Source organism: Ferrimonas sediminicola, assembly GCF_005116715.1.
GTDB classification, from domain to species: Bacteria; Pseudomonadota; Gammaproteobacteria; order Enterobacterales; family Shewanellaceae; genus Ferrimonas; species Ferrimonas sediminicola.
Map to the genome: position 1 here is coordinate 178,818 of NZ_SWCI01000006.1, position 13,138 is coordinate 191,955.

A 13,138-nucleotide genomic window follows, 5' to 3' on the forward strand; every position below is an offset into this window, starting at 1 on the left:
AGATAGTTGGAGGATGATGTGAACGATGTGATGTTACCGCGCCGCAGCCTGTTAAAGGGCCTGGGCGTGGGTTCGGTAGCCATACTGGCGGGAGGGTGCGGTTCCACCGACCCGACGGCCTCCGGTGGCGAGGGACCCAGCTATGTGCTGCTGTTTGACCAGACCAAGTGTGTGGGCTGCGGCCGCTGTAAAGAGGCCTGTAACCAGGCCAACAACCTGCCCGAGGGCGTCGCCAGGCTCACCCTGGAGCGTCAGAGCGACCGGGAGCCCGGGGCGGTCTGCCCCCGCTGTGGCAAGACCGAGTGCAACTGCGACCGCAAGTATGTGCGGGTCTCCTGTCAGCAGTGCCACAACGCCCCCTGCGTCATGGTGTGCCCCACCGGGGCGGCCTACCGGGATGAGAAGACCGGTATCGTCACCATGGACGGCGACAAGTGTGCCGGCTGTAAGTACTGCATCGCCGCCTGCCCCTACAAGGTGCGCTTTATCAACAGCGACACCAAGGTGGCGGAGAACTGCGACTTCTGCCTGAAGAGTCGCCTGGCCAAGGGAGAGCTGCCCGCCTGTGTCAGCCAGTGCCGTTTCGACGCCCTGGTGTTTGGCGATGCCAGCGATCCCAAGTCCTACGTCTCGCGCCTGCTGGCGGTGAAGAACACCGCCAGGGTGAAGCCGCATCTGGGCACCGAACCCAGTGTCCACTACATCCCAATCGCCAAGCCGGAGGTGTAACAAGATGAACGGAATTGATTTTTCCACCGGCCTTGGCGACGCCATCGCCTGGCCCTGGCCCATTGCGGTCTACCTGTTCTTCGCCGGGATCTCCGGCGGGGCCCTGGCCATCGCCCTGTTGATGCGCATCTACAAGAAACAGACCCAGGATACGCCGCTGCTCAAGGCGGCGGGGGTGGTCTCCTTGGTCACCATCTGCCTGGGGATGCTGTGCCTGGTACTGGATCTGTCCAATCCTCTGTTCTTCTGGAAGATCCTGCTCTATTACAACCTCAACTCGGTGATGTCCCTGGGTGTCATCGTGCTGCTGTTCTACATTCCGCTGACCGCGGTGATCGCCGCCATCGCCCTGCGCGGTGAACTGGCCCGTTTCCCCCAGCTCAAGGCGATGATGCCCTGGCTGGAGAGACTGGCGGCGCTGCGTTCGCCGCTGGAGTGGCTGACCCTGGTGCTGGCAGTGTCCGTCTGTGCCTACACCGGCTTTTTGATCTCGGCGCTGATCCGCTTCCCCATCATCAACACTTCGCTGCTGCCGGCGCTGTTTATCGTTTCTGGCCTCTCCGCCGGTGCCGCCATGGCCAAGATGGTGGCGGTGAAGTGGTTTGGCGAGCCGCTGCACTCCGAGGAGATGAGCCTGCTGCACGGCGCCGAGTGGCCGATCATGGCGGTGGAGGGGATGTTCCTGTTCATGCTGTTCAGTGGACTCATCTTCGGTACCGGCCCCAGCCAGGCCGCTACCCAGGCGTTCTCCCAGGGAGGCTGGTCCAGCCTGTTCTGGGGCGGGGTTATCGGCCTCGGCTTCATCCTGCCCCTGGTGCTGAATTTTGCCTTGGGTCGACGATTTGCCCTCTCGGGCAGGGCATTCTACCTCACGGGAGGCAGCGTGATTTGCGGCATGATGTGCTTGCGACTCTTCCTGCTCTACGCGGGGCAGATCTACACCATCTGATGTGAGTACCGGGGAGGCTGGCCCTCCCCTCAACCAAGAGAAAGTCTATGCGTAACACCCTGCTGCTGCTCCTGCCCCTGCTGCTGACCGGCTGTGGCCAGTCCGTGGCCGACACCACCCCGGTTGCCGGTCCGCACCCTCACAGCGTTCAGATTACCGATGAGCGTCGCTGTCATCAGTGCGGCATGTTTATCACCCGCTATCCGGGGCCCAAGGGGGTAGCCAGGGTGAAGGGGCAGCCGGGTGACACCGCCTTCTGCTCCACCAGCGACCTGTTCCAGTTTGTCCTGCAGCCTCAGAACCGTCGCCAGGTGGAGCAGGCCTGGGTCCACGATCTGGCCCAGACCAATTGGGACCAGCCCTCAGACAGTGCCTTCATCCCCGCCGACAAGGCCTGGTACGTGGTGGGCTCCTCCCGCCACGGCGCCATGGGGCCCACCCTGGCCAGCTTCAGCCTGCGCAACATGGCCGAGGCCTTTGCCAACTCCTACGGCGGCAAGGTGCTGGCCCATGACCAGCTGACCCTGGAGATGCTGGGCAAGGGTGGTCACCACCAGCACAAACACCACTGACGGAGCCTTAACCATGAGAGCGCTGCTGCTTCTGCTGATGTGTCTGCCCCTGGTCAGCCAGGCGGCGCGCATCCAGGTGCAGGGCGTTCAGCAGCTTTCCCACTGGCTGGGTGCCGCCCAGCCCGGGGATGAGCTGCGGCTTGAGCCCGGGCTCTACCCTGGTCACTGGCGCATCGACCGACCCCTTATCCTCCGTGGCCAGCCCGGGGTTACCTTCGACGCCGGCGGCCGGGGCACCGCCCTGTTGCTGGCCGCCGACGGCATCGAACTCCATGGCCTGACCGTGCAGAACTGGGGTAGTAATCTGCCCGGGCTGGATGCGGGAATCCGCGGTGAAAAGGGGGTCTCCCATATCCTGATAGCCAACAACAGCCTCAAGGGGGATGGCTTCGGTATCCGCTTCGACGAGGGGGAGGGGTTTCGCATCCTCGGCAACCTGATCCAGGGGGACACCAGCCGGCCGGTGGTTGCCCGGGGAGACAACATCTACTTCAAGGGCAGCCGCGACGCCGTCATCAGCGGCAACCGCCTCAGCGGCGGCCGCGACGGTGTCTATGTGGAGACGGTCAGCGACATGGTGATCGACGCCAACACCATGAGTCACCAGCAGTATCCGGTGCATTACATGTACGCTAGGGAGACGGTCACCAGCCATAACCGCAGCCACCATGTCGTGGGCGGCTACGCAATTATGGGCTCCGAAGGGGGGGCGGTGCTGGGCAACAGCGTGGAGGATGCGGTAGAGTTCGGCATCCTGCTCAACATCAGCAGCGGAGTGCGGGTGCAGGGTAACCGGGTCAGTCGCATCGACAACCCCGATGCCGCCCAGGTGTTCGATGGCGAGGGCAAGGGGATCTATGTCTACGGTGCCCAGGACAACAGCATCTCGGGCAACCGCTTCCAGCAGTGCCAGATAGGCATCGCCATGGCCCTGGGGGGCGAGGGCAACCAGGTGTTCAACAACGACTTTGTCGACAACCTGGTGCAGGTTCGCTACGTCGGGGAGGTGGTGCTGGAGTGGAGTCACCGGGGGCGGGGCAACTACTGGAGCAGCTACGGCGGCTGGGATGCCGACCGTGACGGCATCGGCGATCTGCCCTACCGTCCCAATGACGCCCTGGATCGGCTGTTCTGGGTCTACCCGGAAGCAAAATTTTTGATGGACTCCCCGGTGGTGGGGGGCCTGCGTTGGCTGGAGCGGCAGATGCTGCCGCCCCAGGCGGCGGGCATTACCGACAGCCGGCCGCGAATCTCTCCCGTCATTGAAAGAAGTAACCTATGACACACACGGCAGTCTCAGTGGTACAGGTGAGCAAGAGCTTCGGCGAGGTCCTGGCCCTGGACGAGGTCAGCCTGTCACTGCGCCCCGGCGAACTGCTGGGGCTGCTGGGCCACAACGGCGCAGGCAAGACCACATTGATCAAACTGATCCTCGGCCTGAGTATCCCGGATCGCGGCCAGATCCGGGTCAACGGCCGGGATCCCGGCCGCACCGAGCAGCGGGCGTCCCTCTCCATCGGCTACCTGCCTGAGCATGTCAGCCTCTACGACAACCTCAGCGGCGGCGAACTGCTGGGCTACTTCGCCGGGCTCCGGCGAGTCGGCAGGGAGCGGGTAGATGAGGTGCTGGCCAGGTTGCAGCTGGATTACGCCAGGGATCGCAAGGTGCGCACCTACTCCAAGGGCATGCGCCAGCGCCTGGGGCTGGCCCAGGCGATCCTGGCCGAGCCCAGGGTGCTGATCCTGGACGAGCCTACCGTGGGGCTCGATCCCCAGGCCAGCGCCCTGTTCTACGAGCTGGTGGCGGCCCTGCGCAACAACGGCACCGCGGTGATCATCTGCACCCATGAACTGACCCTGATTGACCGCCACCTGGACTCGGCGCTGATCCTGGCCAAGGGCCGGCCCCTGGCCCAGGGCAGCATCGACGAGCTGCGCCGCGAGCACAGGCTTCCCACCAGGGTAGAGGTGGCCGGAGCAGAGCTGCTGGCCAGCCGTGATATGTTGCTGGCGGCGATGTATGACCCGCGAAGCAACGCCTTCATGGTGGGTCAGGAGCAGAAGCAGCAGCTGCTGGCGCACCTGACCGGCCACCACAAGATCTTCGACTTCAATGTCCTGCCCCCGTCGCTGCCAGAGGTGTATCAGAGCTGTCAGTTGCGAGCGCAGCTGGAGGAGTTCCCATGCTGAATCCAGTGGCCCTGGTGGCCCACAAAGAGTTTATCGACGGTTTCCGCCACCGCTGGGTAGTGTTTGCCTCTCTCAGCTTTGCACTGCTGTCCCTGGCGGTGGCTTTTCTCGGCTCGGCGGTCAGCGGACAGCTGAGCACCCCGCAGCTGGCCCCCACCATCTCCGCCCTGGCGACCCTGGCCGCCCTGGTGATCCCGCTGCTGGCGGTGTTGCTGGGTCATGACAGCTTCGTCGGCGAGCTGGAGGGGGGCACCCTGCTGCTGCTGCTCTCCTACCCCATCAGCCGCTGGCAGCTGCTGCTGGGCAAGTTCCTCGGGCAGGGGGCGGTACTGGCCACCACCTGCCTGGTCGGCTTCGGGGTGACCGCGGTGGCCCTGGGCTTCGTGGTGGGCACCGACCAGCTGCTGGAACTGACCGCCGCCTTCGGCCTGTTTATCTTCAGTGCCGCCCTGCTGGCCTGCACCTTCTTGCTGGTGAGCTACCTGGTGAGCCTGGCGGTGAGCACCAAGGGACGGGCGATGGCTATCTGCCTGCTGCTGTGGTTTGTGCTGGTGCTGCTCTACGACCTGGTGCTGCTGGGGCTGATCGTCGCCGAGGGCAGCGAGTCCTGGGTACGGGCGTTGATGATGGCCAACCCGGTGGACCTGTTCCGCCTGGCCAACTTGGTGTTCGTCGAGCACCAGTCGGTGACCGGGGTGCTGTCCCTGGTGACTTCGCACAACTCCAACCTGTGGCTGATGCTGCTGCTGATGCTGGCCTGGAGCGGCGCCGGCCTGTTTGCCGGCTGGCAGATCTTCAAGCGTAAAAGAGTCTGACAAATAAGAAAAAGCCCGCCAACTGGCGGGCTTTTTCGTGGAACAGGCCTACTTCTCCTCCGGCGGGCGGTAGCCCTCGATCTCCACATCCTTGCCTTCAAACAGGAAGCCGGTCATCTGCTCCTCGAGCATCTGACGGTGCTCGGGGTTCATCATGTTGAGCTTGTGCTCGTTGATCAGCATGGTCTGTTTCTTCTGCCACAGGCCGAAGGCTTCCTTGGAGATGTTGTCGAAGATCTTCTTCCCCAGCTCGCCGGGGTACAGCTGAAAGTCCAGGCCTTCAGCCTCTTTGTTCAGGTATTGGCAAAATACGGTGCGTGCCATGATCGGGTCCTTACCAGATTGGATTGCTCAGTTATACCAAATGCGGCCCAATCCTGGCTAGGGCAACTCTAATCCCGGCCACCGGTTTCCAGGGTTCTCAGCAGCCCCTCGGTGGGGGCGGCCAGGCCCACCTTGAGGGGGGTGTCCAGGGCAAACCAGTGGTGCTCCAGCTCGCCCACCTGGCCGGGCTGGCGGCCAAGCTCCAGCCTTACCGGCTGGATATCCAGGTGGTAGTGGCTGAAGGTGTGGCGAAATGGCTGGAAATCCTGCCAGTCGGCATCGATCCCCTGGCTGGCCAACCACAGTTCGGCTTCGTTTTTGGTGTCGAACTGGGGGAAGCACCACAGGCCGCCCCAGATGCCGCTGGGGGGGCGCCTATGCAGCAGCACCTGGCCGTCATGCACCAGCATCAGCTGGACGCAGGCGCGCACCGGCTTCTCCCTCCTGGGTTTCTTGCCCGGGTAGTCGCCCGGGTTGCCCTGGGCATGGGCCCGGCAATCCTGGGCCACCGGGCACTCGCCGCAGCTGGGCTTGGTGCGGGTGCAGATCATGGCGCCAATGTCCATCATCGCCTGGTTGTAGGCCTGGATCTCCTGTGCCGGGGTCACCGTTTCGGTGGCCTGCCACAACCGGTTCTCCACCGCCTTCTGTCCCGGCCAGCCGTCGATGGCTCGGTGGCGGGCCAGCACCCGCTTGACGTTGCCGTCGAGGATCGGGTGGTGCTGCCCCAAAGAGAGGGAGAGCACCGCCCCGGCGGTGGAGCGGCCGATCCCCGGCAGGGCCATCACCTGCTCCAGGGTGCGCGGGAACTCGCCGCCGTGCCGGTCCATGATCACCTGGGCCGCCCTGTGCAGGTTGCGGGCCCGGGCGTAGTAGCCCAGGCCGGTCCAGTGGTGGAGCACGTCGTCGGTGGGGGCCTCGGCCAGCTCCCTGACCGTGGGGAAGCGCTGCATAAACTTCAGGTAGTAGGGGATCACGGTTGCGACCTGAGTTTGTTGCAACATGATCTCGGAGATCCATACTCTGTAGGGACTCTTATCCTGCTGCCAAGGCAGGGTTTTTCGTCCCGCGAGCCGGTACCACTGAATCACCCTGTCGGAAAATGACCTACCGCTCGCTTCCATCAACTATTCACCTAAATTACAATTGCCGGTTTTTGGCGTCACAGTGTAACGCCTTAGGGCAATAAGCGAGAAGGTTGAGATGACTGAAGAGCAAAAGCCGGATCTGCCTGAGGGCAAGCGTATCCGCAAGATCCGCTCCTATGTAAAGCGTGAGGGGCGCATGACCAAGGGCCAGGCCCGGGCCATGGAGGTCTACTGGCCCAGCATGGGGCTGGAGCACGACATGGGGATGATCGATCTGGCCCAGGTGTTCGGCCGCGAGGCCCCCGTGGTGCTGGAGATCGGCTTCGGCATGGGCAAGTCCCTGGTGGAGATGGCCGCCGCCGAGCCCGACAAGAACTTCATCGGCATCGAGGTGCACGGCCCGGGGGTCGGCGCCTGCCTGATGTATGCCGAGGAGCTGGGCGTGAGCAACCTGCGGGTGTATGAGCACGACGCGGTGGAGATCCTGGGCGACTGCGTCCCCGACGCCTCCCTGGACCGGGTTCAGCTCTACTTCCCCGACCCCTGGCATAAGAAGCGCCACCACAAGCGCCGCATCGTTCAACCGGAATTCATTGAATCGGTGCGCAATAAGCTTAAGATTGGCGGCGTATTCCATATGGCCACCGACTGGGAGCACTATGCCGAGCATATGCTGGAGGAGATGCGTGAAGCCCCGGGCTTCAGCAACACCGCCGAGAAGGACTTTGTGCCCCGTCCCGATTTCCGTCCCCTGACCAAGTTCGAAGCCCGAGGCCAGCGCCTGGGCCACGGGGCCTGGGACCTTATCTTTGCTCGAGACAAATAGGAGAGCATTATGACCACCATTCCAACCGCCAAGAACCGCAGCCGTCGCCTGCGCAAGAAGCTGCGTGTCGACGAGTTCCAGGAGCTGGGTTTCGACCTGAGCTGGCGTTTCAACGACGACGTGACCGAAGAGCAGATCGACGCCCTGGTGGACCAGCTGATCGAGGAGGTGATCGAGCCGCTGAAGCTGGGTTACAGCGGTGGCGGCCACCGTGCCTGGGACGGCATCGTCTGCACCCAGAAGCTGGGCAAGTGCACCGACGAGCACCGCCAGGCAGTAGAGAAGTTCTTTGCCGACAAGCCGGTGACCGAGGTGAAGGCCTCCGAGCTGTACGACATCTGGTGGGGCTGATGCCCGACCTGGCTCTGCTGCAAGGCATCCACGACGAAGCCCTGCCCCTTATCGGGCAGGGTCGGGTGGCGGACTACATCCCGGCCCTGGCCGGGGTGCCCGCCAACCGACTCGGCATCGCCATCTGCACCGCGGATGGTGAGCTGCTGGGGGCCGGTGACTACCTCGACCCCTTCTCCATCCAGAGCATCTCCAAGGTGTTCTCGCTGATCCAGGCGATGAGCCTGTATGAGGAGCAGGAGCTATGGAGTCGGGTGGGCAAGGAGCCCTCGGGTAACCCGTTCAACTCCCTGGTTCAGCTGGAGTTCGAGCACGGCATCCCCAGAAACCCCTTTATCAACGCCGGTGCCCTGGTGGTGAGTGATATGCTCCAGGGGCGGCTGAGTGCCCCCAAGCACCGGATGCTGGAGCTGGTGCGCGAGCTCTCCGGCAATCAGCATATCGTCTGCGACAAGGTGGTGGCCCGCTCCGAGTACGAACACTCGGCCCGCAACGCCGCCATCTGCTACCTGATGAAGTCCTTCGGCAATTTCCACAACGACGTGGATGGGGTGATGAAGAGTTACTTCAATCACTGCGCCATCCGCATGAGCTGCGCCGATCTGGCCCGGGCCTTCTTCTTCCTGGCCAACAAGGGGGTCTGCCTGGGCGGCAGGCGGATGATCAGCGAGCGCCAGAGCCGCCAGGTCAATGCCCTGTTGGCTACCTGCGGCCTCTACGACGGGGCCGGGGAGTTCGCCTACCGGGTGGGTATGCCCGGCAAGAGCGGCGTCGGTGGCGGCATCGTGGCGGTGGTGCCCGGCGAACTCAGTGTTTGTGTCTGGTCTCCTGAGCTTGACCCTTCAGGGAACTCCCTGGCGGGAACCCGCATGCTGGAGCTGCTGGCCAAGCGGCTTGGACGCTCCATCTTCTGATGGTGATTCTCGCCACTTAGTGGTGAGCCTTCCTACCATACCCAAGAGAATTACCGACTGTTTTCTTTAATATCAGTTATTTAAATTTCTGGCCCAATACTGGCATTACCCAGACATCATCCAATTCAAAGGAGCTGAGTAATGTCATTGTCCAAAGTTGCTACTGTCGTGGTGCTGTCCTCTACCCTGGCATCCGCCGCCGCCCTGGCCCAAGATCAACAGTGTGATTTCTCCTTCAACCATGATCTGGTGATCAGTGACACCAGGCTGGAGGTGATGGAGGAGGGGCGTACCCTGTACCGCTTCGAAGAGGGCCGGCTGTGGGTGGAGGGAGAGCGGATCCCCCTCGATGGCAGCCAGCAGCAGGCGATGAGCGACTTCCAGCTGGCGATCTATAACCAGATGCCCGCCACCATAGAGCTGGTGGAGCAGGCGTTGGAGATGGCCAGTGTCGCCCTGGACGCGGTCGCCACCGAGTTTGCCGAGCTGGGGGTCGATATGGATAACCTGCGCGACGTCGCCGATACCCTGGCCCAGTCGGTGCGGGAGAAGATCGCCCTGGAGGATGGCTCCTACCGTCTGGTGGGCGGCGACTTCGATCAGTTCGGTGATCAGTTTGACCAGGAGTTCGAGCGCCAACTGGAGGCGGCGGTGACCCAGTCCATTGGCGCCATCATGATGCAGATGGGCTCCGCCATGGTCAACGGTGAGGGCGAAGGTTTCGAGGCCAAGATGGAAGCGTTCGGTGAACGGATGGAGCGCATGGGCGAGCAACTGGAGCAGCGCTTCGAGGGCCAGGAGCAGTCGCTTGAGATTCAGGCCGAGGCGCTGTGTCGTCAGTGGCAGCAACTGGATGAGATGGAAACCCAGCTGCAGCAGCAGATCCCTCAGCTGCAGCCGTTCGATCAACTGGAGGTCAAAGCCGACAAGTTGGCCTACCGCTGGTACTGAGCTCACTCCAGGCCCGGGGCGCCCGGATGGTGCCCCGTAATTCGGTTCGCCACAGCGGACAATCACTCCCCTTAAAACTTGATCCAAGCTCCACTCTTTGCGGCACACCTGCATTTGCCGCTTTTTTTTTGTTTTCTAAAAGGGTTCAATGTATGGGTTAACCGGAGAGTGATATGCGTGAGCTGTTAGAACCCATAGTTATCTATACCCATGTTGTGCGCGCCCAGGGCTTTTCCGCCGCCGCCCGCCGTCTGGGGATTTCCAAATCCAAGGTCAGTAGCCAGGTAAGTCTTCTGGAACAGCAACTTGGCGTGCAACTGGTGCAGCGCACCACCCGCTCTCTGAGCCTCACCGAAGCGGGGGAGACCCTCTATCGCCACGGTGAATCCATCATCCGCGAGGTGGACTCGGCGGTGGCCAATGTGCAGAGCCTGCATCATGAGATCCGTGGTGTGCTGAGGGTGGGGATAACCCAGGCTTTCGGGTCGATGCACCTGATGCCGCTGATCCCCGATTTCATGTCCCGCTATCCCAATCTGGAGCTGGAGATCAGCTTCCTGGACCATAAGGTGGACGTGGTCAATGAGGGGCTGGATCTGCTGCTGACCATGTCCGAGCAGCTGCCCCTGGGGATGGTGGCAAGGCCGCTGATGGATTGTCGTTTCGTGTTGGTGGCCTCTCCCGATTACCTTGCCAAACACGGTGTGCCTACCACTCCTGATGACTTGGTTAAGCACAACTGCCTGGTTTACAAGAGTGAATGGTATGAACATGCGGTGTGGGAGTTTAAACGCGGCAGCGACGAGAAGAAGATACCGGTGAAGGGCAACTACCGGGTGGATGATGCTCCGGCCCTGAAAGAGGTGGCTAAGAAGGGGCTTGGCATCGTCTATCTTTCCACCTACCTGCTGGAGAACGAGTTGCAGGAGGGGGAGTTGATCCCGATTCTCACCGAGTGGAGCCTGACCCACCCTCTGGCGCTGCAGGCGGTCTACCCCAGGCGGCAGAACCTGGCTCCCAAGGTGCGTGCCTTCACCGATTTCGTCAAGGAGAGCCTGGGTGAAGTTCCCCCCTGGGATCGTAAGCTGGCCCTGTTATTGTAACCCTCAGCGAAAACATTGTTCTCATATCTGGACGCTGTCGCCACCCACCGGAGTTCCTCCGTATAACTAGTTGATTTTTAAAGCCTGCAAAGGTCGAATCCGAAGCGGATTTTACGAAAATGTTGCGTTTGGGGGTAAGTGTTAACGGGGTGGGGCTTGTCAATTGTTCTGATATGAATACAATGGCCCCATCGGTTGAGGTTAAAGCTTATTGGAACTGACCCCTCCTTTGAGCAAGCCGTTTAACCTTACCGAGTGATGGCGAGTCACCTCGCGGTTCTCCATCACAGGATTATTGAAATCCATCATCTGGAATTTTGGCCCCGGCAATATCCGGGGCATTTTTCAGCGAAAGGAATACCCCCTCCGTACCCTACAAATAAAGGCCAAAGAGCCTTGGAGAGCGGTAGCCGAGCGATGGGCAGCGTCAAAAACAAAATTAATGAGCCCAGCATAATAACAAGAGATGGGAGAGCCGAAAGGCTCTCCCTTTTTCTTTGTCCGGGGTGCGGTCCGGGCTCAAAGCCGCTAACTATTGTTTGCTGAGCTGAACAAGTGTCGGAGGATCAGTCGGGCAGGAACAGCGCCAGCAGCTCATTCAGGTAGCGATGACCCTGGTCGGTCAGCCCCATCCTCTGTGCATCCATATGGATCAGGCCTCGCCGTTTCGCCTGTTCAAGCAGCGGCTGTACCTTGGCCTGGGAGAGCGGGGTGCGCTCAGACAGTTCGCTGAGCGGCATGCTCTCCATCAGCCTCAGTCGGTTCATGTAGTACTCCAGGGCAAAATCCTCCTCCTCCACCCTGGCGCAGCTGTCCATAAACGCCCTGTGAGGATCCAGAAATCCTGCCGGGTGCTTCACCTTCACTGTTCGCAGAATCTGTCCGGTCAGCGGCTGAGTGATCTTGCCATGGGCGCCGCAGCCTATCCCCAGGTAGTCGCCGAAGCGCCAGTAGTTGAGGTTATGCTGGCAGCGGTAGCCGGGCTTGGCCCAGGCGGAGATCTCATACTGCTCATAGCCTGCAGCCAGCAGCAGGTCCCGACCCTGTTCGAAGATCTGCCACTGCACCTCCTCCTCCGGCAACTGTGGCGGACGGGAGGCAAACTGGGTGTTGGGTTCGATGGTGAGTTGGTACCAGGAGAGGTGAACGGTCTCCTGGGCGATCGCCTGGCGCAGATCATAGAGGGCGTCTTCGACGCTCTGGCCCGGCAGGCCGTGCATCAGGTCCAGGTTGATCCGTTCGAAACCCGCTTCTCTGGCGCTGGACACCGCCCTGAGGGCCTGGGCGTCATCGTGGATCCGGCCCAGTACCCTGAGCTTCTCGGGTTGGAAACTCTGGACGCCGATGGAGAGGCGGTTGACTCCGGCGCGGCGGTAGCCCTGGTAGCGGCCCGCTTCCAGGGTGCCGGGGTTGGCCTCCATGGTGATCTCAATATCCCGGGCAAAGGGCACTCGCTGCTCTATCTCCCGGAGCAGCCGGTCTATCCCTGCGGCGGAGATCAGGGAGGGGGTGCCGCCGCCGATAAATATGCTATTCAAAGGCCGGCCCTGGGCCAGGTGCTTGTCCCGATCCAGGTCCGCCAGCAGGGCATCGACATACTGCTGTTCGGGGATCGCCCCCTTGCGCCCATGGGAGTTGAAGTCGCAATAGGGACACTTCTGCTCACACCAGGGGATATGAACATAGAGGGAGAGCGGCGGCAGCAGCATCATCAGATGACGCCCTTCTCTTTTAGCTGGGTCAGCAGCAGCGCCATCGCCTTGCCGCGGTGGCTCAGCGCGTTCTTCTCGTCGGCGTCCAGCTCGGCGGCGCTGCGGTTGTCGCCCTTAACCAGGAACACAGGATCATAGCCGTGGCCCCTCTCGCCCCGGGCCTCGGCGAGGATCTCTCCCTCCCAACTGGCCTGGCAGATGATGGGGGTGGGATCCTCGGCGTGGCGCATAAACACCAGCACGCACTGGAAGCGGGCGTCGCGGTTGGCCTGGCCCTCCATCTCTGCCAACAGCTTGCGCCAGTTGTTCTCGGCGTTGGAGGGCAGACCGGCGAAGCGGGCGGAGTAGATGCCGGGCTTGCCGTTGAGGGCGTCCACCTCGATGCCGGAATCGTCGGCGATGGCGGGCAGGCCGGTGGCCTTGGCGGCGTTGCGGGCCTTGATGATGGCGTTCTCGACGAAGGTGAGGCCATCCTCGATCGCTTCGGGTACCTCAAACTGGCTCTGGGGAGAGACGGTGATGGGGAAGTCGGCCAGCAGGGTGGCGAACTCTTTGACCTTGCCGGCGTTGCCGGTGGCCAGGACAATCTGTTTCATTGAGTTAACTCGGACAGG

15 protein-coding genes are annotated in these 13,138 nt (G+C 62.1%); 11 read left to right on the forward strand and 4 right to left on the reverse strand.

Going from position 1 to position 13,138, the window contains the following annotated elements:
• The first annotated feature begins 18 nt into the window (after positions 1–18).
• Genes FCL40_RS11360 through FCL40_RS11385 form a run of 6 tightly spaced genes read left to right on the forward strand, consistent with a single transcriptional unit; the run spans position 19 to position 5,255 of the window.
• The gene (locus tag FCL40_RS11360) at positions 19–729 is read left to right on the forward strand and encodes a 4Fe-4S dicluster domain-containing protein (protein ID WP_407644148.1); all 711 of its coding nucleotides are present in this window, start codon (positions 19–21) and stop codon (positions 727–729) included.
• 4 nt (positions 730–733) lie between these two features.
• On the forward strand, positions 734–1,678 hold the full coding sequence (nrfD, locus tag FCL40_RS11365) for an NrfD/PsrC family molybdoenzyme membrane anchor subunit (RefSeq protein ID WP_136853417.1): 945 nt from the start codon (positions 734–736) through the stop codon (positions 1,676–1,678).
• A gap of 47 nt (positions 1,679–1,725) precedes the next feature.
• Complete coding sequence (locus FCL40_RS11370) at positions 1,726–2,250, forward strand: nitrous oxide reductase accessory protein NosL (protein WP_136853418.1); 525 nt, start codon at positions 1,726–1,728, stop codon at positions 2,248–2,250.
• A 13-nt stretch (positions 2,251–2,263) separates the two neighbouring features.
• Entirely contained in the window at positions 2,264–3,532 is a 1,269-nt protein-coding gene (nosD, locus tag FCL40_RS11375) for a nitrous oxide reductase family maturation protein NosD (protein ID WP_136853419.1), read from the forward strand.
• Entirely contained in the window at positions 3,529–4,440 is a 912-nt protein-coding gene (locus FCL40_RS11380) for an ABC transporter ATP-binding protein (protein ID WP_136853420.1), read from the forward strand. The genes nosD and FCL40_RS11380 overlap by 4 nt, the downstream gene beginning before the upstream one ends.
• Positions 4,434–5,255, forward strand: coding sequence for an ABC transporter permease (locus FCL40_RS11385; RefSeq protein WP_136853421.1), 822 nt, complete (start codon positions 4,434–4,436; stop codon positions 5,253–5,255). The genes FCL40_RS11380 and FCL40_RS11385 overlap by 7 nt, the downstream gene beginning before the upstream one ends.
• Positions 5,256–5,303: 48 nt before the next feature.
• Here FCL40_RS11385 and FCL40_RS11390 read toward each other — a convergent pair whose 3' ends face one another.
• Both FCL40_RS11390 and mutY read right to left on the reverse strand, forming a co-directional pair.
• A complete protein-coding gene (locus tag FCL40_RS11390) occupies positions 5,304–5,579 on the reverse strand; it encodes an oxidative damage protection protein (protein ID WP_136853422.1) in 276 nt (91 codons plus the stop codon).
• Positions 5,580–5,647: 68 nt separating this feature from the next.
• Positions 5,648–6,703 (reverse strand): A/G-specific adenine glycosylase, encoded by a 1,056-nt coding sequence (mutY, locus tag FCL40_RS11395; RefSeq protein WP_136853423.1) that lies wholly within the window; start codon positions 6,701–6,703, stop codon positions 5,648–5,650.
• A 79-nt stretch (positions 6,704–6,782) separates the two neighbouring features.
• Here mutY and trmB point away from each other — a divergent pair, with 79 nt between their 5' ends.
• The 5 genes from trmB to FCL40_RS11420 all read left to right on the forward strand — a co-directional run bounded on the left by trmB (position 6,783) and on the right by FCL40_RS11420 (position 10,812).
• Positions 6,783–7,493 carry a tRNA (guanosine(46)-N7)-methyltransferase TrmB gene (gene trmB, locus FCL40_RS11400; protein ID WP_136853424.1) on the forward strand — a complete coding sequence of 237 codons (711 nt, stop codon included), beginning with the start codon at positions 6,783–6,785 and terminating at the stop codon, positions 7,491–7,493.
• A gap of 9 nt (positions 7,494–7,502) precedes the next feature.
• Entirely contained in the window at positions 7,503–7,844 is a 342-nt protein-coding gene (locus FCL40_RS11405) for a 50S ribosome-binding protein YggL (protein ID WP_136853425.1), read from the forward strand.
• Positions 7,844–8,758: a glutaminase B gene (gene glsB / locus FCL40_RS11410; RefSeq protein WP_136853426.1), complete on the forward strand. Its 915-nt coding sequence runs from the start codon at positions 7,844–7,846 to the stop codon at positions 8,756–8,758. Before FCL40_RS11405 ends, glsB begins: the two co-directional genes overlap by 1 nt.
• A gap of 141 nt (positions 8,759–8,899) precedes the next feature.
• A complete protein-coding gene (locus FCL40_RS11415) occupies positions 8,900–9,709 on the forward strand; it encodes a DUF2884 family protein (RefSeq protein WP_136853427.1) in 810 nt (269 codons plus the stop codon).
• 173 nt (positions 9,710–9,882) lie between these two features.
• The gene (locus FCL40_RS11420; protein ID WP_136853428.1) at positions 9,883–10,812 is read left to right on the forward strand and encodes a LysR family transcriptional regulator; all 930 of its coding nucleotides are present in this window, start codon (positions 9,883–9,885) and stop codon (positions 10,810–10,812) included.
• A 566-nt stretch (positions 10,813–11,378) separates the two neighbouring features.
• Here FCL40_RS11420 and hemW read toward each other — a convergent pair.
• Both hemW and rdgB read right to left on the reverse strand, forming a co-directional pair.
• Positions 11,379–12,521, reverse strand: a complete 1,143-nt coding sequence (gene hemW / locus FCL40_RS11425) for a radical SAM family heme chaperone HemW (RefSeq protein ID WP_136853476.1) — start codon at positions 12,519–12,521, stop codon at positions 11,379–11,381.
• A gap of 2 nt (positions 12,522–12,523) precedes the next feature.
• On the reverse strand, positions 12,524–13,120 hold the full coding sequence (rdgB, locus tag FCL40_RS11430) for an RdgB/HAM1 family non-canonical purine NTP pyrophosphatase (RefSeq protein WP_136853429.1): 597 nt from the start codon (positions 13,118–13,120) through the stop codon (positions 12,524–12,526).
• Positions 13,121–13,138: the final 18 nt, after the last annotated feature.

Excerpts from the sequence above, each read along its gene's own strand:
- FCL40_RS11370 (WP_136853418.1), top strand. The coding sequence starts at position 1,726 with ATGCGTAACACCCTGCTGCTGCTCCTGCCCCTGCTGCTGACCGGCTGT.
- trmB (WP_136853424.1), top strand. The coding sequence starts at position 6,783 with ATGACTGAAGAGCAAAAGCCGGATCTGCCTGAGGGCAAGCGTATCCGC.
- mutY (WP_136853423.1), bottom strand. The coding sequence starts at position 6,703 with ATGGAAGCGAGCGGTAGGTCATTTTCCGACAGGGTGATTCAGTGGTAC.
- FCL40_RS11415 (WP_136853427.1), top strand. The coding sequence starts at position 8,900 with ATGTCATTGTCCAAAGTTGCTACTGTCGTGGTGCTGTCCTCTACCCTG.
- FCL40_RS11385 (WP_136853421.1), top strand. The coding sequence starts at position 4,434 with ATGCTGAATCCAGTGGCCCTGGTGGCCCACAAAGAGTTTATCGACGGT.
- FCL40_RS11420 (WP_136853428.1), top strand. The coding sequence starts at position 9,883 with ATGCGTGAGCTGTTAGAACCCATAGTTATCTATACCCATGTTGTGCGC.
- FCL40_RS11405 (WP_136853425.1), top strand. The coding sequence starts at position 7,503 with ATGACCACCATTCCAACCGCCAAGAACCGCAGCCGTCGCCTGCGCAAG.
- FCL40_RS11380 (WP_136853420.1), top strand. The coding sequence starts at position 3,529 with ATGACACACACGGCAGTCTCAGTGGTACAGGTGAGCAAGAGCTTCGGC.
- nrfD (WP_136853417.1), top strand. The coding sequence starts at position 734 with ATGAACGGAATTGATTTTTCCACCGGCCTTGGCGACGCCATCGCCTGG.
- FCL40_RS11390 (WP_136853422.1), bottom strand. The coding sequence starts at position 5,579 with ATGGCACGCACCGTATTTTGCCAATACCTGAACAAAGAGGCTGAAGGC.
- rdgB (WP_136853429.1), bottom strand. The coding sequence starts at position 13,120 with ATGAAACAGATTGTCCTGGCCACCGGCAACGCCGGCAAGGTCAAAGAG.
- glsB (WP_136853426.1), top strand. The coding sequence starts at position 7,844 with ATGCCCGACCTGGCTCTGCTGCAAGGCATCCACGACGAAGCCCTGCCC.
- hemW (WP_136853476.1), bottom strand. The coding sequence starts at position 12,521 with ATGCTGCTGCCGCCGCTCTCCCTCTATGTTCATATCCCCTGGTGTGAG.
- nosD (WP_136853419.1), top strand. The coding sequence starts at position 2,264 with ATGAGAGCGCTGCTGCTTCTGCTGATGTGTCTGCCCCTGGTCAGCCAG.